Source organism: Mycobacterium sp. ABE4_509, from assembly GCF_056160785.1.
Map to the genome: position 1 here is coordinate 1 of NZ_JBSWXU010000095.1, position 21,411 is coordinate 21,411.

At 69.6% G+C, this 21,411-nt stretch carries 15 protein-coding genes and 4 pseudogenes; 3 read left to right on the top strand and 16 right to left on the bottom strand.

Annotation, left to right across the window (positions count from 1 at the left end; genetic code table 11):
* The 11 genes and pseudogenes from ACXAID_RS18820 to hrcA form a co-directional block, all read right to left on the bottom strand.
* Positions 1-75: pseudogene (locus ACXAID_RS18820) on the bottom strand (cytidine deaminase); the annotation flags it as partial.
* Positions 72-1,379, bottom strand: coding sequence for a hemolysin family protein (locus ACXAID_RS18825; protein WP_475023734.1), 1,308 nt, complete (start codon positions 1,377-1,379; stop codon positions 72-74). The gene ACXAID_RS18825 and the pseudogene ACXAID_RS18820, both read right to left, overlap by 4 nt.
* A complete protein-coding gene (ybeY, locus tag ACXAID_RS18830; RefSeq protein ID WP_475023735.1) occupies positions 1,376-1,948 on the bottom strand; it encodes an rRNA maturation RNase YbeY in 573 nt (190 codons plus the stop codon). Before ybeY ends, ACXAID_RS18825 begins: the two co-directional genes overlap by 4 nt.
* Before the next feature lie 9 nt (positions 1,949-1,957).
* A pseudogene (locus ACXAID_RS18835) lies at positions 1,958-2,311 on the bottom strand (PhoH family protein); the annotation flags it as partial.
* 270 nt (positions 2,312-2,581) lie between these two features.
* Positions 2,582-3,394 (bottom strand): annotated as a pseudogene (locus tag ACXAID_RS18840) (LAGLIDADG family homing endonuclease); the annotation flags it as partial.
* Positions 3,383-4,078: pseudogene (locus ACXAID_RS18845) on the bottom strand (PhoH family protein); the annotation flags it as partial. The pseudogenes ACXAID_RS18845 and ACXAID_RS18840, both read right to left, overlap by 12 nt.
* Positions 4,079-4,139: 61 nt before the next feature.
* On the bottom strand, positions 4,140-7,082 hold the full coding sequence (locus tag ACXAID_RS18850) for an MMPL/RND family transporter (protein WP_475023736.1): 2,943 nt from the start codon (positions 7,080-7,082) through the stop codon (positions 4,140-4,142).
* On the bottom strand, positions 7,082-7,501 hold the full coding sequence (locus ACXAID_RS18855) for an MmpS family transport accessory protein (RefSeq protein ID WP_475023737.1): 420 nt from the start codon (positions 7,499-7,501) through the stop codon (positions 7,082-7,084). Before ACXAID_RS18855 ends, ACXAID_RS18850 begins: the two co-directional genes overlap by 1 nt.
* Positions 7,502-7,624: 123 nt before the next feature.
* Positions 7,625-8,359, bottom strand: a complete 735-nt coding sequence (locus tag ACXAID_RS18860) for a 16S rRNA (uracil(1498)-N(3))-methyltransferase (RefSeq protein ID WP_475023738.1) — start codon at positions 8,357-8,359, stop codon at positions 7,625-7,627.
* Positions 8,360-8,363: 4 nt separating this feature from the next.
* The gene (dnaJ, locus tag ACXAID_RS18865; protein WP_475023739.1) at positions 8,364-9,518 is read right to left on the bottom strand and encodes a molecular chaperone DnaJ; all 1,155 of its coding nucleotides are present in this window, start codon (positions 9,516-9,518) and stop codon (positions 8,364-8,366) included.
* A 43-nt stretch (positions 9,519-9,561) separates the two neighbouring features.
* Entirely contained in the window at positions 9,562-10,593 is a 1,032-nt protein-coding gene (gene hrcA, locus ACXAID_RS18870) for a heat-inducible transcriptional repressor HrcA (RefSeq protein WP_475023740.1), read from the bottom strand.
* Between the two features lie 157 nt (positions 10,594-10,750).
* Here hrcA and ACXAID_RS18875 point away from each other — a divergent pair, with 157 nt between their 5' ends.
* From ACXAID_RS18875 to ACXAID_RS18885, 3 genes are read left to right on the top strand one after another with little or no spacing between them, the layout of a single operon-like run.
* Positions 10,751-11,059 (top strand): type II toxin-antitoxin system VapB family antitoxin, encoded by a 309-nt coding sequence (locus ACXAID_RS18875; protein ID WP_475023748.1) that lies wholly within the window; start codon positions 10,751-10,753, stop codon positions 11,057-11,059.
* A gap of 50 nt (positions 11,060-11,109) precedes the next feature.
* Entirely contained in the window at positions 11,110-11,766 is a 657-nt protein-coding gene (locus ACXAID_RS18880; RefSeq protein ID WP_475023741.1) for a response regulator transcription factor, read from the top strand.
* Positions 11,763-12,935: a sensor histidine kinase gene (locus tag ACXAID_RS18885; protein ID WP_475023742.1), complete on the top strand. Its 1,173-nt coding sequence runs from the start codon at positions 11,763-11,765 to the stop codon at positions 12,933-12,935. Before ACXAID_RS18880 ends, ACXAID_RS18885 begins: the two co-directional genes overlap by 4 nt.
* Here ACXAID_RS18885 and ACXAID_RS18890 read toward each other — a convergent pair.
* From ACXAID_RS18890 to ACXAID_RS18910, 5 genes are all read right to left on the bottom strand, one after another.
* Positions 12,929-13,309, bottom strand: coding sequence for a hemophore-related protein (locus ACXAID_RS18890; protein WP_475023743.1), 381 nt, complete (start codon positions 13,307-13,309; stop codon positions 12,929-12,931). The two genes, ACXAID_RS18885 and ACXAID_RS18890, sit on opposite strands and share 7 nt — an antisense overlap.
* Positions 13,310-13,394: 85 nt before the next feature.
* The gene (locus ACXAID_RS18895) at positions 13,395-13,607 is read right to left on the bottom strand and encodes an MbtH family protein (protein ID WP_475023744.1); all 213 of its coding nucleotides are present in this window, start codon (positions 13,605-13,607) and stop codon (positions 13,395-13,397) included.
* On the bottom strand, positions 13,585-14,904 hold the full coding sequence (gene mbtG, locus ACXAID_RS18900) for an NADPH-dependent L-lysine N(6)-monooxygenase MbtG (RefSeq protein WP_475023745.1): 1,320 nt from the start codon (positions 14,902-14,904) through the stop codon (positions 13,585-13,587). Before mbtG ends, ACXAID_RS18895 begins: the two co-directional genes overlap by 23 nt.
* Positions 14,901-19,397 carry an amino acid adenylation domain-containing protein gene (locus ACXAID_RS18905; RefSeq protein WP_475023746.1) on the bottom strand — a complete coding sequence of 1,499 codons (4,497 nt, stop codon included), beginning with the start codon at positions 19,395-19,397 and terminating at the stop codon, positions 14,901-14,903. Before ACXAID_RS18905 ends, mbtG begins: the two co-directional genes overlap by 4 nt.
* A partial coding sequence (locus ACXAID_RS18910) for a condensation domain-containing protein (RefSeq protein ID WP_475023747.1) occupies positions 19,398-21,411 on the bottom strand: 2,014 nt, incomplete at its 5' end.

Sequence of the window (21,411 nt, forward strand, 5' to 3'; positions counted from 1 at the left end):
GGTCGCCTCGGCGCGGGCCATCGCCCCGCGCGCCAGCACCACCAGCTTGGTGTCCTCGGCGTCCAGCTCACTCACTCGGTGTCCTCCCCGTCCTCGTCGGCGCCGGGCTCGGGCTCGGTCCTGCTGACCAGCACCGTCCCGATCCGCACCCGGCCGCGCGGATCCGGGCCGCCTTCGGCCCGCAACAGCAGCCCGTCCCAGTTCACCAGCGCCCCGGGCAGCGGGACACGGCCCAGCTCGAGGGCCAGCAGACCGCCGACGGTGTCGACGTCGAGGTCCTCGTCGAACTCGACGTCGTAGAGCTCGCTGAGATCCTCGATGGACAGCCGGGTCGACACCCGGTACTGGCCGTCGCCCAGGTCCTCGACGGGCGCCACCTCGTCGGTGTCGTATTCGTCGGCGATCTCGCCGACGATCTCCTCGAGCACGTCCTCGATGGTCACCAGACCGGCGATGGCGCCGTATTCGTCGACGAGCAGCGCCATGTGGTTGCGGTCACGCTGCATTTCGCGCAGCAGCTCGTCGAGCGGTTTGGAGTCCGGGACGAACACCGGGCTGCGCATCACCTCCGACACCGTGGTGTCGCGGTCACCGCTGGCCGAGTAGTAGGTCCGCTGCACGAGGTCTTTGAGATACACCACCCCGACCACGTCGTCGACGTTCTCGCCGATCACCGGGATGCGGGAATGCCCGCTGCGCACCGCCAGGGATGTTGCCTGCCCTGCCGTCTTGTCGCTTTCGATCCAGACCATCTCGGTGCGCGGCACCATCACCTCACGGGCCGGGGTGTCGCCGAGCTCGAAGACCGACTGGATCATCCGGCGTTCGTCGTCGGCCACCACCCCGCGCTGCTGGGCGAGGTCGACGACCTCCCGCAGTTCGATCTCCGAGGAGAACGGGCCGTTGCGGAAACCGCGGCCCGGCGTCACCGCGTTACCGATCAACACCAGCAGCCGGCTGACGGGTAGCAACAGCACCGAGATCGCCTGCAGCGGAAGCGCGGTCAGCAGCGCGATGGTGTAGGCGTTCTGCCTGCCCACGGTGCGCGGGCCCACCCCGATGACCACGAAGCTGACCACCACCATGATGCCGGCCGCCGCGGCCAGCCCCCAGGTCACCCCCAGGTGGCCGTCGAGGTAGGCGGCCAGCAGCACCGTGGCGCTCACCTCGCAGGTGATGCGCAGCAGCACGATCAGGTTGATGTAGCGGGGACGTTCGACCATGACCCGCGACAACCGGACCGCGCCCGGGCGTTCGTCGCGCACCAGCTCCTCGACCCGCGCCATCGACACCGTGCTCAGCGCCGCGTCCATCGCGGCGAACAAGCCGCCCAGGGCGACCAGCACGACCGCGCTGATCAGCTGTCCGAGGCCGCTCACCGCTGGTCGCCATCGCCGGCGTCGGCGCTGTGACCCGAGTTGTCGAAGTAGCGCGACTTGTCGAGCAGGCGGCGGTCCCGCTCGGACTGACGATCCAGGTGGTACGCCTCGACCTGTTCGGCGACCCACTCCACGAGCAGCTCACGCTGCAGCGCGAACATCTCTTTCTCCTCGTCGGGTTCGGCGTGGTCGTAGCCGAGCAGGTGCAGCACCCCGTGCACGGTCAGCAGGGCCAGCTCCTGGCCCAGCGAATGCCCGTTGTCGGCGGCCTGTTTGGCGGCGAACTCCGGGCACAGCGCGATGTCGCCGAGCATGGCCGGCCCCGGGTCGGGGGCATCCGGACGCCCACCCGGCTCCAGCTCGTCCATCGGAAAGCTCATCACGTCGGTGGGGCCCGGCAGGTCCATCCAGCGCATGTGCAGGTCGGCCATCGCCGCGGTGTCGAGCAGCACCATCGACAGTTCGGCGGCGGGGTTGACGTCCATCTTGCGGATGACGAAGCGGGCGACGCTGATCAGTTCCTGCTCGGAAACGTCGATGCCCGATTCGTTGGACACCTCGATGCTCATGGTGTGCTGCTACCGCCTCGACCGGCCGGCCGGGCTCGAGGAGCGCCGCTGGGCCCGGTTCATCAGTGCGGGCTCCTCGGATCGGGCTTCCCCTCGCTCGTAGGCGTCGACGATCTCGGACACCAGCCGGTGCCGGACCACGTCGGCGCTGGTGAGCTCGGCGAAGTGGATGTCGTCGATCCCGTCGAGGATGCGCATCGCCGCGCGCAGGCCCGACGGCGCCCCACCCGGCAGGTCGACCTGCGTGATATCGCCTGTCACAACGATTTTCGAGTTGAATCCCAGCCGGGTCAGGAACATCTTCATCTGTTCGGCGGTGGTGTTCTGCGCCTCGTCGAGAATGATGAACGCATCGTTGAGGGTGTTGTGCGTGAGGAGAAAGTCCTCCGTGACGTAGAGCGAGTCTTCAGCCGCAACCCGAATACAGACGGCCTCTTCGGTGCCCGCCGGTTCGATGCGATCGATGAAGCGCATCGGTCTACCGCCGCCCGTGACCGCATATTTGGCGAGCTTGCGCCCCAGCCGGAACGGAACGACGCCCTCGGGGAGGCGGATGTCGAGTAGGTGGGCGTCGGCAAGGTGATGCACCTCGCGGCCACGAGCAAGGCCAGGCTTTCGTCCCAGCGCCTTTCTCGTCCGGCGGTAGACCACACCTCCTAGCGAGCGGACGAGGAATGTCACATCGTCAGCGAGCTGCAGCGACGCCGTGCCGTACTGGATTCGGCACGTGCGATCGTTCTGCGTCACCGGCCCGCCGTCACTGTCCAGCAGGCCCTGGAGAACGGCGAGCCGAACCTCGGGCACGTTGTGGAGATACTCGAACGGCACGAACTTGTCGTCGGACTTCGTACCCGCCAAGGACAGCCGACGTAGGCAATCGGTGAGCGGATTCGTACTTCGCCCGCCGCGGCCGGAGGGGCTCACCAGAACGTAGTCGACTTCGGACTTGCGGCGCACGAGGACGCCCGGCACCAATCGCTGCAGCGCCTCCGCCAGCTCGGGATCGCTTGTGGCGAAACTGGGTGAGGAGCTCAGCGAGAGGCATCCGTCCCCGAGCAGCAGACCTAACGCGTAGGGGTCGATGGGTACCGGTTCGGGTTCGAAGGAGACCGGGGCACTCAACAGCGGCAGCTCATAGCGGTGGTAGTGCGCCGCCCTGAGATTGCCGATCATCTCTTTCGTCTCGAGCACCCGCATGGGTTTGCCTCGACGCTTGTCATCGCGCGTGTGCACAGCCCACAGGTGATCGCCCGAGGCAAGGGTCGAGGAACCGTCCTGAGCATGAACTCGGTAGATCTCTTTGAATCCCTGCGGATAGATGCCGAGCACCTCGGTCGGGTTCCCGTCGGAGCCGATCACCGAATCACCCAGCTTCAGATCCCCAATCGCGCGGAATCCACTGGGTGTCAGGACCTTGGTAGACAAGGGTTGGGCACGGCCACGCATGTACGCCAGCGGCGCCACCTCGATGACCCCGGTGCTCATCAGCTTCGGGATCAACTCGGGGTCCATCATGTCGTGCAGCGCGTCGTAGAGCGGCCGCAGATACGGGTCGATCTTCTCGCTCAACGTGCCGGGCAGGAAGCCCAGCCGCTCCCCGGCCTCCACCGCGGGACGGGTCAGGATGATGCGGCTGACCTGCTTGGACTGCAACGCGTTGACGGCCTTGGCCATCGCCAGATAGGTCTTGCCGGTGCCGGCGGGGCCGATGCCGAACACGACGGTGTGCTCGTCGATGGCGTCGACGTAGCGCTTCTGGTTCAGGGTCTTGGGCCGGATGGTCTTGCCGCGCCGCGACAGGATGTCCAGGGTCAGCACCTCGGCCGGGGACTCCTCGGCCGTGCCGGTCAGCATCGCCACGCTGTGGCCGATGGCGTCGGGGGTCAGCCGCTGCCCGTTGCCGACGATCGAGATGAGCTCGGAGATCACCCGTTCGGCCAGGGCGACGTCGGCGGGCTCACCGACCAGCGTGACCGCGTTGCCGCGGGCATGGATGTCGGCGGCGAGCAGCTCTTCGAGAGTGCGCAGGTTCTCGTCGGAAGACCCGAGCAAGCCCATGACGAGGTCGGGCGGAACAGTGATGCTGCTACGGACGGTGTCCGAGGCGGCGTTCGTCTCGCGGGGCGTCACGTGCTGTTTTCTGCCTGCTTTCTGGGTTCTGGGCACCTGCCGGTCCTGGCGAAAACCCAGTTTAGCGTCGCGGGGTGTCACCGCCCAAAGAAGATTCGCCCGGATCCGCCGGGGGCGACCCCGAGCCCGGCTCCCCCGCCGATGCCGATCCGCCGACGCCGGCGGCGACCGGACGGCGCAGCGGGCGGTTGCGCACCACCTGCGGCCACCAGAACCAGCGGCCCAGCAGCGTGGCGATGGCGGGCATCATGAACGCGCGCACCACGAAGGTGTCGAACAGCAGGCCCAGCCCGATGGTGGTGCCGACCTGCGCGATCACCCGCAGGTCGCTGACCACCATCGAAGCCATGGTCAGCGCGAACACCACGCCCGCGAGCGTGACCACGCTGCCGGTACCGCCGATCGAGCGGATGATGCCGGTCTTGATTCCGGCACCGATCTCCTCCTTGAACCGTGACACCAGCAGCAGGTTGTAGTCCGATCCGACCGCGATCAGCGCGATGATGGACATCACCAGCACCATCCAGTGCAGTTCGATGCCGATGATGTGCTGCCAGATCAACACCGAGACCCCGAACGATGCGCCCAGCGACAGGATCACGGTGCCGACGATGACCAGCGAGGCGACCAGGCTGCGGGTCAGCAGCAGCATGACCATCAGCACCAGGCTCAGCGCGGCCAGGATGGCGATCATCATGTCGTAGCGGGAACCGTCCGACATGTCCTTGAATGTCGCTGCGGTACCACCGAGCTGGATCTTCGCGTCCTCGAGGGGCGTGCCCTTGAGTGCCTCGATCGCGGCGATCTTGATCGGCTCGACCCGGGCGAGCGCAGCGGGATCGGTCGGATCGCCGCGGTGGGAGACCAACATCCGCACGGTCTTGCCGTCGGGTGAGAAGAAGCTTTCCATCGCCTGCTGGAAGTCCTTGTTCTCGAACACCTCCGGCGGCAGGTAGAAGGAGTCGTCGTTGTTGGCCGCGTCGAACGCCTTCCCCATGTCGGTGGAGTTCTCGCTCATCTCGTCCATCTGGTCGTAGAACCCGCCCATGGTGGCGTACGTGGTCAGCATCATGTGACGCATGCTTTCCATGGTCTCGATCATCGGCGGGAACGTCGCGAGCATCTGCGGGAGCAGCGAGCGCATCGTGTCCATGTTCACCAGCGCCTTGTCGAACGAGTCGGTCATGGTGCTGATGCCGTCCATCGAGTCGAACAGCGACCGGAAAGTCCAGCACATCGGGATGTTGTAGCAGTGCGGTTCCCAGTAGAAGTAGTTCCGGATCGGGCGGAACTGGTCATCGAAGTTCGCGATCATGTCGCGAATCTGATGCACCGTCTGCTGCATGTCGTTGAAGTCGTCGATCATCACCGTGGTGACGTTCGACAACTGCGTCATCAGGCCGTACATGGTTCGCATGGTCCCGATCGTGCGGGCCAGCTCATCGGCCTGGCTGCGCATGTCGGCCATCCGGTCCTGCATCAGCTTCATGTTCTGCTGCTGGCCGACACCCTGCATGCTGATCAGGAACGGGATCGAGGTGTTCTCGATCGGTGCGCCGTCCGGACGGGTCGGTGCCTGCACCCGTGAGACACCCTCGACCCCGAAGACCCGCTTGGCGAGGCGGTCCAGCACCAGGAAGTCGGTCGGGTTACGCAGATCGTGGTCAGCCTCGACGAGAAGGATCTCCGGGCTCATCCGGGACAGCGAGAAGTGTTCGGTGGCGGCCTGCAGTCCGGCGTTGGCCGGAATGGAGTCCGGAACATAGCGGGTGTCGTCGTAGCTGGTCTGATAGCCCGGCAGCGCGGCCAATCCGATGAACGACAGCGCCAGCGACGCGACCAGGATGGGACCGGGCCAGCGGACCACCATGGTGCCGACACGACGCCACGCGCGGATCCGCATGGCCCGCTTGGGTTCGAGCAGGTTGAACCGGCTGCCCACGGTCACGATCGCCGGCCCGAGGGTGAGCGCGACGGCCATCCCGGCCAGCGTTCCGACCCCGCAGGGCACACCCATGCTCTGGAAGTAGGGCATGCGTGTGAACGACAGGCAGAACATCGCGCCGGCGATGGTCAGGCCCGAACCCAGCACGACGGGCGCCGTGCCGTGGAACATCTCGTAGTAGGCCTCTTCGTGGGTGGCGCCGGCGGTTCGGGCTTCCTGGTAGCGGCCGACCAGGAAGATCGCGTAGTCGGTGCCCGCCGCCACGGCCAGCGAGATCAGCAGATTGGTCGCGTAGGTGGACAGGCCGATGAGCTCGTAGTGGGCCAGCGCCGCGACGACGCTTCGCGCCAGCCCCAGCTGGACGAGGACCACCGCCAGCAGCAGCAGCACCGTCGAGATCGAGCGGTAGAAGAACAGCAGCAGCACGATGATCACGCAGAAGGTGACCAGCAGCACGAGCGCCATGCTGCGCTCACCGGCGATGTTGACGTCGGCGGTCATGGGCGCCGGCCCGGTCACGTGCACGCGCACCCCGGGTGGCGGCGGTGAATTGGCGACGATGTCGCGCACCGCCGCGACGGCCTCGTTGGATTCGGCCTCGCCCAGGTTGCCGGCGAGGTTCAGCGTCGCGTAGGCCGCCCGACCGTCGGAGCTCTGCGCCGCGGCCTCGGTCAGCGGGTCGCCCCACATGTCCTGGATGTTGCGGACGTGCTCGTCGGCGTTCTGCAGGCTGGCGATGAGGCTCTCGTAGTAGGCGTGCGCGTCGTCACCGAGGGGTTGTGAGTTCTCGCTCTCCAGCACGATCAACGCCATCGAATCCGATTCGGACTCCTCGAACAGCCGGCCCATGTCGGACATCGCCTGCATCGACGGCGCATTGCTCGGGCTCATCGAGACCGAGTGCTTCGCGGCGACGACTTCCAGCTGGGGCACCGCCACGTTGAGCGCGACGAGCAGCAACGTCCAGCCCAGGATGATGGGGATCGCGAGCCGCCGGATCCACCGCGCGAGAAACCTCGGTCGGCGCAGCACCTCGCTGCGGTCGCCGGCGGCGGTCATCACGCCGCCTTGGTGAAGCAGTAGATGTAGGCGCTGACGTTGGTGATGGTGCGTTCGTCCTTGACTTCTCCGTCCGCGGTGATCCGGCACCCGATGAAGTCACCGTTGCCCTGCGCCACGATGTTGCCCGACATCGCCGGGGAGTCGGTCTCGACGTCGATCGACCACGGCAGGGCGGCGCCGACGATCTGGTTGGGGTCGCCCTCGGCGTCGACGTAGTTGATGTCGGCGACGGCGCCCGGTTCCCCCCAGACCTCGTAGCGCACGATCTTCGGGTCGGACTTGTTGGAGTCCTCGGTCATGCTTCCGGCGTAGGTCGGCAGCGGGTTGGCCGCGAACATGTTGCGCAGCCGCCAGACGGCGAAACCACTGACGACGAGCACGATCACCAGGACGAGCGGTAGCCAGGCTCGGGTCAAACGGGTGAGAATCGGGGGTCCCTTCTGTGCCGGCCCACGGCCCCTGACGTCAACATCGACAAGCTAGCTGAGCTTTGTAGGGCAGGCTAACCTACGTCACCGGCACTCGGTGAACCACCCTGGTCAGTTCAGTTGCCACCGCTTCGTCAACACACCCAAAGCGCCCAGCGCCACCGCCGCGGCGGTCGAGGTCCGCAACACCGTGGGCCCCAACCGGACCGCCACCGCCCCCGCATCGCACAGGGTGGCGAGTTCGTCGTCGGCGATGCCGCCCTCCGGCCCGACCACCAACGTCACCGCGTCCGCATCGGCCAGGTCCACCTCGGTCAGCCCGACGCCGGCCGATTCGTGCAGCACCAGCGTCACCAGTCCCGCCCGCCCGGCCAGTTGCGCGGTCGACACGACGCCGTCCACGACCGGGATGGAGGGCCGCCGGGACTGCCGGGCCGCGGCACGGGCCACAGCACGCCACCGGCGCAACCCCTTGTCGACCTTGGCCGCGCCGTCCCAACGCGCCACGCACCGGGACGCCTGCCAGGCCAGAAAGGCGTCGGCGCCCGCCTCGGTGGCCAGTTCGACGGCCAGTTCGGAACGGTCGGACTTCGGCAGCGCCTGGGCGACGGTCACGGTCGGCACGGGTGGGGGCACCACGCGCCGGTCCTGCAACCGCGCGGACAGCCGCCCCTTGGCGACGTCCTCGACGACGCAGTGCGCCACGGTGCCGGCGCCGTCGCCGAGGTCGAGGTGTTCGCCGGGCCGGATCCGGCGGACGTTGGCGGCGTGGAAGCCCTCGTCGCCGTCGACATGCACGAGGTCACCGACCTCGGGGAGCGCGTCGACGTAGAAGAGCGACCGCACGCGATCAGCGGCCGGTGAACGTCTCGCGCAACCGGGAGAACAGGCCGCCGCCCCCGTTCGGGGAGTTGTTTGCCCTGGCCGAGCGCACCTCGGCGGTGTCGCGGCTGCGCTCCTGCAGCGCCTGCAGCAGCTCGATGTCCTCGTGGTCCAGCCGCGACGGCACCACGACGTCGATGTGGGCGTGCAGGTCGCCGCGCACCCCGGAACGCAGGTGCGGCATGCCGCGGCCGCGCAGCGTGCTGACCGAACCGGGCTGGGTGCCGGCGGCGACGTTGATCTCGACCGGACCGTCCAGGATCGCGTCCACGGTCACCGTGGTGCCCAGCGCGGCGTCGACCATCGGGACCGAGATCGTGCAGTGCAGGTCGTCACCGTCGCGCACGAACACGTCGTGCGGGGTCTCGTGGACCTCGACGTAGAGGTCGCCCGCCGGACCGCCGCCGGGCCCGACCTCGCCCTGGGCGGCCAGCCGCACCCGCATACCGTCACCGACCCCGGCGGGGATCTTCACGCTGATCTCGCGGCGCGCCCGGACCCGGCCGTCTCCGGCGCAGCGGTTGCACGGGTCGGGGATGACCTCGCCGACTCCCCCGCAGACCGGGCACGGCCGCGACGTCATGACCTGCCCGAGCAGGGACCGCTGCACGGTCTGGATTTCGCCGCGCCCACCGCAGGTGTCGCAGGTGACCGGCGTGGAGTTGCCGTTGGTGCCCTTGCCCTGACACAGGTCGCACAGCACGGCGGTGTCGACGGTGACCTGCTTGGCCACCCCGGTCGCGCACTCGTCGAGGGTCAGCCGCATCCGCAGTAGCGAGTCCGAGCCGGGCCGCACCCGTCCGACCGGGCCGCGCCCGCCGGTGCCGCCGCCGAAGAACGCCTCGAACACGTCGCCCAGACCGCCGAACCCGCCGAAACCCCCACCGCCGGGACCGGCGGCCGCCGATTCCAGCGGGTCGCCGCCCATGTCGACGATGCGCCGCTTCTCGGGATCGCTGAGCACCTCGTAGGCGGCGCTGATCTCCTGGAAGCGCGCCTGGGCCCCCTCGTCGGGGTTGACGTCGGGGTGCAGTTCGCGGGCGAGCTTGCGGTAGGCGCGCTTGATCTCTGAGTCACTCGCGCCCTGGCTCACTCCGAGCAGCCCGTAATAATCGCGTGCCACGCTTTACCTTTCCCACCCGCTGATCCGTCGAGAACCCGACCGATCAGCGGTTACCTAAGACTTCGCCAATATAGAGAGCAACAGCGGCGACGTTGGCGATGGTTCCCGGATAGTCCATCCGTGTGGGACCCAACACACCCATGCCGCCGAACACCTTGCCCGAACTACCGTAGGCCGTGCTGATGACCGACGTGCCGGCCATCTGTTCGGCCTCGGTCTCGTGCCCGATGCGCACGGTGACCTTGCCGGCCTCCTGTTGTTTGGCCAACAGCCGCAGGACCACGACCTGTTCTTCGAGTGCTTCGAGTACCGAGCGTAGCGACCCGCCGAAGTCGGCGGTGTTCCGCGTCAGGTTGGCGGTACCGCCGAGCATCAGCCGCTCCTCGCTGTGCTCGACCAGGGTTTCCACCAGCACGGTCGCCGACCTGCCGACCGCGTCGGCCAGCCCGCCGCCGCCGTTGAGGTGCGAGGCCAGGTCCGACACCGCGATCGACGCGGCGGCCAGCGGCTTGCCCTCCAGCGCCTGTCCGAGCAGGTCACGCAGCTGGGTGAGCTGCATCTCGTCGATCGCGTCGCCGAGTTCGACGATGCGCTGGTCGACCCGGCCCGAATCGGTGATCACCACCAGCAGCAACCGTGCCGGGCTGAGTCCCACCACCTCCAGCCGGCGCACGGACGAGGTTGACAGGGTCGGGTACTGCACCACCGCGACCTGGCGGGTCAGTTGTGCCAGCAGCCGCACCGCACGGCGCAGCACGTCGTCGAGGTCCACACCGGATTCCAGGAAGTTCAGGATGGCGCGGCGTTCGGCACCCGACATCGGCTTGACGTCGTCGAGGCGGTCGACGAACTCGCGGTAGCCCTTCTCGGTGGGCACCCGGCCGGAGCTGGTGTGCGGCTGGGCGATGTAGCCCTCGGCTTCCAGGACGGCCATGTCGTTGCGCACGGTCGCGCTGGAAACCCCGAGGTTGTGCCGGTCGACCAGCGACTTGGAGCCGATGGGCTCCTTGGTCGCGACGAAGTCGGCGACGATCGCACGGAGCACCTCGAAACGGCGGTCATCGGCGCTGCCCACTGTTCACCCACCTCTCCTGACTCGGCCCGATCCCGTTCATTTTACGGTGACGAGCCGCCCGGGCACCGACCGAGCGACCCGCGCGGCCGGGCCGGTCAGGTTAATGTGGCAGATCAGCACAGACACCGCGGGGGCACTGGGCAAAGAAGGCACGGCGATGATCTTCAAGGGAGTCCGCGACGGCAGGCCCTATCCCGAACACGGCCTGACCCACCGGCAGTGGGCGCAGATCCCGCCCCGCCAGATCCGCCTCGACGAGTTGGTGATGACGACCACCGTGCTGGCGCTGGACCGGCTGCTCTCGGAGGACTCGACTTTTTACGGCGACCTGTTCCCGCACGCGGTGCGGTGGCGCGGAAACGTCTACCTCGAGGACGGTCTGCACCGCGCGGTGCGTGCCGCGCTGCGTAACCGCACCGTGCTGCACGCCCGGGTGTTCGACATGGACATGGGTCCGGTGCGCTAGCGACCGGTTCCTCACAGCGGGCAAACACCAGCGCCGGGCACGATGGAGCCATGCGGGTTCTGGTGGTCGAAGACGAACAACTGCTGGCTGACACCGTGGCCACCGGGCTGCGCAGGCATGCCATGGCCGTCGACGTCGTCTACGACGGCGCGAGCGCGCTGGAGCGTGCCGCGGTGAACGCCTACGACGTGATCGTGCTCGACCGGGATCTGCCGACGGTCTCCGGTGATCAGGTGTGCGCGGAGCTGACCGCCTCGGAGCGCGATGTGCGGGTGCTGATGCTCACCGCCGCGACCACGGTGGGCGACCGGGTGGACGGGTTGCGGATGGGCGCCGACGACTACCTGACCAAACCGTTCGCCTTCGCCGAACTGGTGGCCCGGGTGCAGGCGCTGGCCCGACGGTCCCGGCCGGCCATTCCGCCGGTGCTGCAGCGGTGCGGCGTCGCGGTCGACCCGTACCGCCGGATCGTCACACGCAACGGCCTGCCGGTGACGGTCTCCCGCAAGGAGTTCGCGGTACTGGCCGAACTGCTGGCCGCCCAGGGCGGCGTGGTGTCGGCCGAGCAGCTGCTGGAGAAGGCGTGGGACGAACACATCGACCCGTTCACCGGCGTGGTGCGGTACACGATCATGATGCTGCGGCGCAAACTCGGCGACCCCCCGGTGATCGAAACCGAGCCCGGCGTCGGGTATTTCATCCGATGAAGCGCCGCTCCACGATCCGGCTGCGGCTCACCGCCCTCTACGCCGCGGCGTTCTTCGTCGCCGGCGCGGTGCTGATCGGGCTGATGTTCGGAATACTGCGGCATTCCCTGCAGGATCGGCCGGCCCAGGCCGAGGCGGTGGTCAAACAGTTCCTCGACGAACGCGGGGTGCGCAACACCCCGGTGCTCGACACGATGTTCGACGTCATCACCACCGCCGCCGAGCGGGAACGCCAGGACACCGCGCGGGAACTGCTGATCTGGTCGCTGGTGTCGCTGGGCGCGGTCGGTGTCGCCGCCGGCGGCATCGGCTGGCTGATGGCCGGGCGGGCCCTGGCCCCGCTGCAGGACGTCACCGCCACCGCCCGCCGGGTCGCCGAGCGGAATCTGCACGAACGCATCGGGTTACGCGGACCCGACGATGAGATCAAAGAACTCGCCGACACGTTCGACGCGATGCTCGAGCGGCTCGACCGCGCGTTCGACGGGCAACGCAGGTTCGTCGCCAACGCCTCGCACGAGCTGCGCACCCCGCTGGCCATCAACCGGACGCTGATCGAAGTCGCCCTCGAGGACCCCGACACCCCGGAGGCGACCCGCCGGCTCGGGGCGACGCTGCTGGACGTCAACCGGCGCAACGAACGTCTCATCGACGGTCTGCTGATACTGGCCAGCAGTGATCAGCGCCTGCAGCAACATTCGGTTGTCGACCTCGCCGAGATCGCCGAGCGGGCGGTGCGCACCGGCGCCGCCGCGGCGGCCAGGGCCGGCATCACGGTGCACACCGATCTGTCGCCGGCGCAGGTGCTCGGCGATCCCGCGCTGCTCGAACGGGCCGCGGCCAACCTCGTCGACAACGCCTTGCGCTACAACGTCACCGCGGGCGGGTGGATCCGGGTGACGGTGTCGGCCGAGGCCGGCACCGTCACCCTGACAGTGCAGAACACCGGCCCGCCGGTGTCGGACCTCGACATCCCGATGCTGTTCGAGCCGTTCCGCCGGGCCGCCGGCGCGGAGCGGATCACCGACGTCGCGATGCCGGGCCGCGGCGCGGGGCTCGGACTGTCCATCGTGGCTTCGGTGGCCACCGCCCACGGCGGCGAGACGCACGCGGTGGCCCGCCCCGGGGGCGGGCTCACCGTGTCCGTCACGTTGCCGCTGCATCAGTAGTCGTGGCACACGTCGGCGATGCGAGCCAACGTTGCGCGCTTCTCCTGACCTGCTGCGGTGTCCCACTTCTCGTCGATTGCGGCCTGCCAGTGCGGGTTCTCGGCGAGCGCCCGGGACAGCTCCTGCCGACGCTGGTCGACCGACATCGCCGCCACGTCACGCAGCTTCTGCTGTGCCGCGGGCCGCTGGTCGAGTTCGGCCGCGGCGTTCGGCGCCTCGGCCCGAATGGCCGCATAAAGCTGGTCGTAGCTGCACGTGGTCTGGATCAACGGGCCGGTGCCCGGCTGCGCGGACGCCACCGCGGGCGCCAGCACCGGCATTGCACACAGGGCACCCGCCACGACGAACAGGCTGGAAACGAATCTGGATCCCACTGACTCACCTTTCTCTTTCACCGGTGGCCGCGTGACGACCACCCGTGCAGTGCATCAGGTGTGCTGTTAGGCCGGCGCTAGCCGACTAACCCGACAACGCCTCCCGCAGGCTACGCGGGCGCATGTCGGTCCAGGTCTGTTCGACGTAGGCCAGGCAGTCCGATCGGGTGCTCTCCCCGAACACGACCCGCCAGCCCGCCGGCACGTCGACGAACGCCGGCCACAGGCTGTACTGCTCCTCGTCGTTGGCCAGCACGTAGAACGCGCCGTTGTCGTCATCGAACGGGTTGGTGCTCATCGGATCTCCTGATCGTTTCGTCGGGCGCTCGCCCGGGGTAGCGGGCGCCGAGCACCCGGTCGGACAGCAGGCCCAGACAGCTGAGGTTCGGGAAGCCGGGCCCCTGCACGAGCCCGGCCAGGCCGGGCAGGAACAGCTTCGGGGTGACCCCGCTGACGGCCAGGTCGTGGCCGATGGACTCCTCGAGCGCACCGGCGCCCAGCGGAGCACCCAGACCCAGCTCGAGCAGGTCTCGGGTCTCCTGGGTGAACAACGTGGTGAACCACGTGGAATCGGCCCCCGACCCGTCGATCACCAGATCGAAGCCGTGCACCGTCTCGAGCGCCTCACCGCCACGGTTGGTGCTCAGCGTCAACCGGATCCGCTCGTCGCGGGCCACCGCGTGGGCGACGCGGCCGCGCAGGTGCCGGATCCGGTCGTCGGCCAGCAGCGCCTCCTGCACCCGCGCCGAGAACACCCCGCGATCGGTGCGCGCGAACGCGTCACGGCGCTCGTCCATGGTCAGGCTGGACCAGTCGGTGGGGTCGGAGAACAAGGTGTTCTCGAAGAAGCTCTCACCGCGGGTGAACAGGGTGACCTGCGGCGAGATCACCGTGATGGTCGAAACCCGGTGCCGGAAGAGCTCGTTGAGCATCGAGGCGGCGGTCTCGCCACCGCCGATGACCGCGACCCGTTCGGCCGCGATGAGTTCGTGGCCGGCCGCCCGCGCCCAGAACTGTGCGATCGAGAGGACCCGCGGATCGTGCGGCAGGATGCAGCGCTGGGCCTGCCCCGGCCCGGTGATCATCACCCCGTCGGCGGTGACGGTGCGCTGCCCGGCCCCCACCGCCCAACGTCCGTTGTCCACCCCGATTCGGTCGACCTCACCGGTGATCACGCTCATGCCGATGTTGTCGGCCACCCAGCGCAGGTAGCGGCTCCAGCCCCAGTGCGTCGGGGCGGGCCGGCCGCGGTCCACCCACTCGGCGAACTGCGCGGAGGCGATCAGGTATGCCTGCCAGCTGTGCCGGGTCATGCGCTCGTCGAGCTCGGCGTTGCGCCGCGGCACCAGCGAGGACCGGTAGGGGAACCCGACGTCCTTCTCCGGGCTGGTGCCCAGCCGGTGCTGACCGTCGGTCCAACCGCCCACTGCCTGCCAGTTCGCCCCGACGCCGCTGCGTTCGATCGCCACCACGTCGGGCACCTCGACACCCATGGCGCGCAGTTCGGCGGCCTTGGCCGCCACCGCGACCGCTTTCGGGCCGGCGCCGATCACCGCGAGTGTCGGGGCCGCCGTCCGGTCCGCCGGGCCGCTCACAGCGCCTCCCCCAGCACGGTGACCGCCCGGCCCCACAGCGCGGTGAGCCGGTCGACCTCGTCGGCGGTGCTCAACCGGTCGCTCCACCGCCAGCTGGTCCGCAGCTGCGGCCCGCCGGCCTCGCTGGTCACCACCGAGATGACGTCGAACGCGTAGCGCAGCGGAAGCGCCGGCTCGGCGGCGACCGGCAGCTGCGCGTTGAGCACGTCGTCGGTCAGCAGCGACCAGTCAGCTCCGGTCCGGTCACCGCTGAGGTCGTAGCGGCCGATGTAGTTGAACTCGACCTGGGGTTCGCGCGCCTCGACGAGATCTCCGCGCAGGTATCGCAGCAGCCCGTAGTCCAGTCCCCGATTGGGCACGCCGGCAAGCTCATCGGTGACCGAGCCCAGCAGCGCACGGGCAGCGGCCGGGTCGGCTGCTGCGGTGTCGACGTCCACCGGCTGCTCGGCCGCGCCCAGACGCACCGGGTACACCGAGGTGAACCAGCCGACCGTCGCCGAGGTGTCGCAGGACCCGCCGAGCACCGTGTCCTCCCGGCCGTGGCCCTCCAGCGCGATCAGCGCCCCGTGCTGTGCGGGCTGGTCGCGCTGCGCGCGCCACGACGTGATCGTCAGGGTGAGTGCGGCCAGCAGGAAATCGCGCATCTCGATCGACGCTGCGTCGAGACGGCGCAGGATCTCAGCGGTGGTCGCGGCGTCGGTGACCACGTCGGTCAGCCGGTGCGAGGCCCAGGTGTCGCGGGACGGGTCGGGTAGCCGGCCGGCCAGCACCGGATCGGGCGGGTCGAGCCGACTGGCCCAGTAGGGTCGTTGCTCCTCGACCTCACCGGTGTCGGCGCGCCGCTCCAGCATCCGCGTCCACTCCCGGTACGTGGTGTATTCGGCGGCGCGCTCGGGGATGTCGCCGGCGGCGAGGTCGGCCGACAGCTGCGCGAGCGCGGCCAGGATCACATACCAGGACACCACGTCGGTGGCCAGGTGGTGCACGCACAACAGCAGCAGCGACGGCTCGGCACGGAACCACACCGCCTGCACCATGGATCCGGTCGCGGGGTCGATGCGCTCGACCGCCGCGGCGGCTTCGACGCCGACGCAGTCCTCGGCCGGGCGGTCCGCGGTGACCAGCACGTCGGCGGCCGATACCGCACCCGGCGGGCGGGTGAACAACCGCTGCCCGTCGGCAAGGATCGAGCGCAGCATGTCGTGGCGGTCCAGCAGCGCCTGCAGCACCGCCACCATGCGCTCCTCGGTGATCCCCGCCGGCACTTTGACCAACACGTTCTGGGTGAATCGACGGAAGTTCCCGTACTGGTACATCCAGTGCATGATGGGAGCGGCAAGCACCTCGCCGAATCGGTCGTCCTCGACCGGGGCGGGGGCGTGGCGCTCGTCGGCGGCGTCCACCGCGGCAGCGAGTTCACGAATGTTGTTGCACTCCAGCATCAGCCGGGCCCGCATTTCGACACCGCGCCGGCGCGCCTCGGCCACCAGCGTCAGCGCGACGATGCTGTCCAGCCCCATCTCGAGGAAGTCGGTCGTCACCCCGACCTCTGCCGCCTCCAGCACATCGGCGAGCAACCCGGCCAGGGTCGTCTCGGTGGGTGTCGCCGGCGGCACCGCAGTACTGTCGGATCCCGCTGCCTCGTCGGCGATCCCGGCCAGCGCCGCGTCGTCGATCTTGCCGTGTGCGGTCAGCGGCAACGTGTCGAGGAACACGATCCGTTGCGGCACCATGTAGTGCGGTAACCGTGCCGCCAGCCGGTCGCGTAGCTCCCCTGGTTGGGGTGCTGCCGCGCCGCCGACCACGAAGGCGGTCAACCGGGTGTGGCGGCCCCTGGTGTGTGCGGCGACGTACGCGTCGCGCACCCCGGGGTGGTCGCACAGCACCGCGGCGATCTCGCCGGGTTCGACCCGGAATCCGCGGATCTTGACCTGGCTGTCGGCCCGGCCGAGGAACTGCAGGGCGCCGCCGGGCCCGCGACGCACCACGTCGCCGGTCCGGTACATCCGCCGGCCGGGGGTGAACGGGTCGGCGACGAACCGCGCGGAGGTCTCCGCCGCACGGCCCAGGTATCCGCGGGTCAGTTGGGCGCCGGACAGGTAGAGCTCACCGGCCACCCCGTCGGGAACCGGGCGCAGCCAGGCATCCAGGACGTGCGCGCCGGTCTCCTCGGTGGGGAAGCCGATCGCCGGCTCGGGGTGCGCGTCGATGGCCGCGACCACCGCCTCCACCGTGGTCTCGGTCGGGCCGTAGCAGTTGAACGCCGCCATCCCGGTGCGGGCGCACTCGTCACCGATCATGCGCCAGGTGCCCGCCCCGACGGCTTCCCCGCCCAGCGCGAGGACCGCCAGCGGAACCGTGCTCAGCAGACCGACATCGCGCAGCTGGGCGAACATCGACGGGGTGGTGTCGAGCATGTCCAGACCGAACCGGCCGATGGTGTGCACCAGAGCGTGTGCGTCACGCTGACATTCGTCGCCGATGATGTGCACGGTGTGCCCGTCGAGGAGCGCGGCCAGCGGCTGCCAGGCGGCGTCGAAGGTGAACGACCACCCATGCGCGACCCGCAACGGCCGCCCCAGCCGGTTGCGGGCCGGCGCCAGGACGTGCCCGGCGTGGTCGGCGGCGTAGGCCAGTACCGCACCGTGGGTTCCGACCACCCCCTTCGGGCGGCCGGTCGTTCCGGAGGTGAACACCACGTAGGCGGCCTGCTCGGGCACCACATCGGCGGGCCGGTAGTCCGGTGGCGGTTCGGGGGCAAGTGTGGACAGGAAAGCGTCGTCGACGACGATGCGCGCGTTCGACTGCTCCAGGATGTCGGCCACCCGGTCGGCCGGCATCGCCGGGTCCAGCGGCACGATCGCCGCACCGGCCTTGAGCACACCGAACATCGCGACGACATAGTCGCTGCCGCGGGCAAGCGAGATCGCCACCCGGTCCTCGCCACCGGCACCGGCGGCCAGCAGCGCGGCGGCCACCCGGTCGGCGGCCTCGTCGAGTTGACGGTAGGTCAGCACCCCCTCCTCGTCACCGGCATCCCAGCTCAGCGCCACCGACCCCAGCCGGCTGGCGGCGACGCGGGTGAAGGCGGTGTGCACACCGGTCCGGGACACCGCCTCGCCGGCGGGCGCCGGCGCCGGGGGCTGCTCGTCGGGCAGCAGGATTCCGGCGTCGCGCAGCGGGCGGTCCCAGCAGCTGAGCAGGCGCTGCGCGGTGTGCACCACCCTGCGGCCCAGCGCCTCGGGTTCGAGCTGGCCCAGCGCCCCGTCGAGCACCTCGACGAAAACAGTGAGCCGCTCCCCGGCCAGGTGGGCGGCCAGGGTGACCGGGAAGTGCGACAGACTCTCGAGTGCCGACGGGACGAACGTCGCCCCGTGAGCGTCGAATTCAGTTGTCCCGACCAGACCGCCGGGCGGGAAGTTCTCGTACACCAGCAGGGTGTCGAACATCTCGCCGATACCGGCCAGGGCCCGCAGTTCGGCGTGGCTGAGGTAGCCGTGGTCGCGCAGTGCGGCGGCCTCGCGCTGCAGCGTCAGGCACTGGTCACCGGCCGTCGCTGCGGGGTCCAGGCGGACCCGAAGTGGCACGGTGTTGATGAACAGCCCGACCATCCGCTCCACACCGGCCAGCTCCCCCGGACGTCCGGAGACGGTGACACCGAAGGTGACGTCGTCACGGTCGGTCACCACCGACAGCACGGTGGCCCAGGCCATCTGGATCAGTGTGTTGATGGTGACGCCCCGGCTGCGGGCGCCCTCGGCGAGCTGCCGGGTGGCCTCGGGGTCGAGTGTCACCTCGGTGAGCCGGGGGCGGCCCGCCTCGGGCGCCACCGAGGTCAGCGCGGGGGTCAGCAGCGTGGGTGAGGTGATGCCGTCGAGGTGGCGGCGCCACAGCGCCAGGCCGGCGTCCCGGTCGCGGCCGGCCAGCCAGCCGATGTAGTCGCGGTAGGGCCGCGGCGGGTCGGGCAGCGCCGTGCTGTCGCCGCCGGCCCGGTACAGCGTCAGCAGCTCGCCCATGAACAGCGGCAGCGACCAGCCGTCGATCAGGATGTGGTGCGCGGTCACCACGAAGCGCCACCGGCGCGGCGTCTCGATCAGCAGGAAGCGGATCACCGGGCCGCGCGCCAGGTCGAACGGCGTTGCCCGTTCGTCGTTCTCGACCGCGGCGGCGGCCTCGTCGGTGTCGACGGTGACATGCCGCCACGGCAGCTGCACACGGGTCGGGATGATCTGTACCGCCCGGCTCAGGTCGCCCTGCACGAAACTGGCGCGCAGGTTCGCGTGGCGGTCGAGCAGCTGGGCGGCGCAGGAACGGAGCAGGTCGGCCTCGAGGCTGCCGGTGGCATCGGCAGCCATCGCGATGACGTAGGGATCGGTGCGCGCCGACCCGCCCTCGGTCAGCGTCGCCATCGAGAACAGGCCCTGCTGCAGCGGGCTCAGCGCCAGTACATCCTCGATCGCCGGCGGGTCGACTCTGGTCTCGGTCTGTGTCATCTAGGGTCCCCCGCCGCTCCAGGACGCGGTCAGCGCGGCCAGCTCCTGTTCGGACAGCCCGGACGCCGACATCGGTTCGTGGTGGATGTCGTCGGGCTGTTCGCCGGTGCTCGCGCCGGCGTCGACGACGCGGGCCAGCTCGGCCAGCACCGGGTACTCGAAAACCATCCGCGCAGTCAGCGCCAGGCCGCTGTCGCGGGCGCGTGCGGCCAACTGCACGGCAAGCACGCTGTCGCCGCCGAGACCGAAGAAGTCGTCGTGGCGGCCGACATCCTCGGTGCTGAGCAGCCCGGCGAGCAGGTCCGCCAGCGCACGCTCGGTGTCGGTGCGGGGCGCTTCCCATTCCACCGCGGACGGGCCCTCGTCCGCGGTGGCCGACCCGTCGACGGTCGCGCCGACGATCTGCAGGCTGCCGGCGTCCTGCCAGCGGGCGCGGTCTCCGGTGCGGTACAACGGCGCGCCCGACGAATCGGCCACCACCTTGTCCCCGGCCAGCGTCCCGCCGAGGTAGAGATCGCCGAACACCCCCACCGGCACCGGCTGCAGGTCGGCGTCGAGCACATAGACCCGGTGCGCGGATCCCCACTCCCCCAGGATCTGTCGGCGCTCCGCGGTTCCGAGCAGGTCCACGTCGCCGAGCCGGTGGTCGGGGTGCTCGGCGAAGGCGGTGATCACCCGATCCAGCCAACCTGCCAACCGCTCGATGGTGCGGCGGCTGTACAGCTCGGGGCGGTAGATCAGGTGACCCCGGTATCCGGGCTGATCGGCGTCGTCGGCCACCTCGACGGCGGAGAAGTTCAGCGACAGATCGGCCTGGGCCATGTCGAAGTTCGGTTCCAGCGCGGTGAACGCGGTCTGCCCGTCGATCATCTGCCGCTGCGGCAGCTGGTCGCGCACATGGACGACCACCTGGAACAACGGGTTGCGCGACAGCGAGCGGGGCGGGTTGACCGCCTCGACGACCTGCTCGAAAGGCAGGTCGGAGTTCGAGTAGGCAGACAACGCCAGGTCGCGGGCACGGCCGAGCACCTCACGCAGGGTGGGGTTGCCGCTCAGGTCGTTGCGCAGCACCACGAAGTTGACGAAGAAGCCGACGAGCTGCGCCAGCTCGGACTCCGATCGTCCGGCCACCGGGGTGCCCAGCGGGATGTCCAGGCCGCCACCGGCTTTGCCCAGGGTGACCGCGACCGCAGCCTGCAGCGCCATGAACTCGGTGATGCCGAGCTCGCGGCACACCCCGGCCAGCTTCGCCCTGGTCGACGCGGCGATGCTGAACTCGACCGCCTCACCGTTGCCGCTGGGTAGCCGCGGACGCTGGAAGTCCAGCGGCAGACCGGCCTCGGTCGGCGAGCCGGCAAGCTGGCGGGCCCAGTACTCGCGTTGCGGCGCGACGATGCCGGTGTCGTCGCTGAGCAGTTCGCCCTGCCAGGCGCCGTAGTCGGTGTACTGCACGCTCAGCGGCGCCCAGTCGGGTTGGTGGCCGGCACTTCTGGCGCGGTACGCGGTGACCAGGTCGGTGAACAACACCTGGCCCGACCAGTGGTCCCCGGCGATGTGGTGGATCACCAGCGAGACCACCACCTCGGTGCCGGCGGCGGTTTCGACCTCGAACACCGCGGCCCGGATCGGCCATTCCCGTTCCAGGTCGAAGGCGTGCCGCTGTTCGCCGGACAGCTCGGTCTGCAGCCATTGCTCGTCGCTGCCGCGCGCCCGCCGTACCCGGAAGTCGGCCGCCATGTCGTTGACGACCTGGTGGGGGGTGCCGTCGACCTCGCGGTAGGTGGTCCGCAGGATCGCGTGCCGGTCGACGACGTCACCGATCGCGCCGACAAGTGCACCGGTGTCGCACGGCCCGGACAGCCGGGCGGCGAACGGAATGTTGTTGACCGGGCTGGGCCCTTCGATGCGGTAGCCGAACCAGGACCGCAGCTGCGAGGACGACAGCGGCGCCGGCCCGTTCTGGGCCAGGGCCACCAGCCGAGGCCGCGCCGGGCCGGTCCCCGCCGCGCCGAGC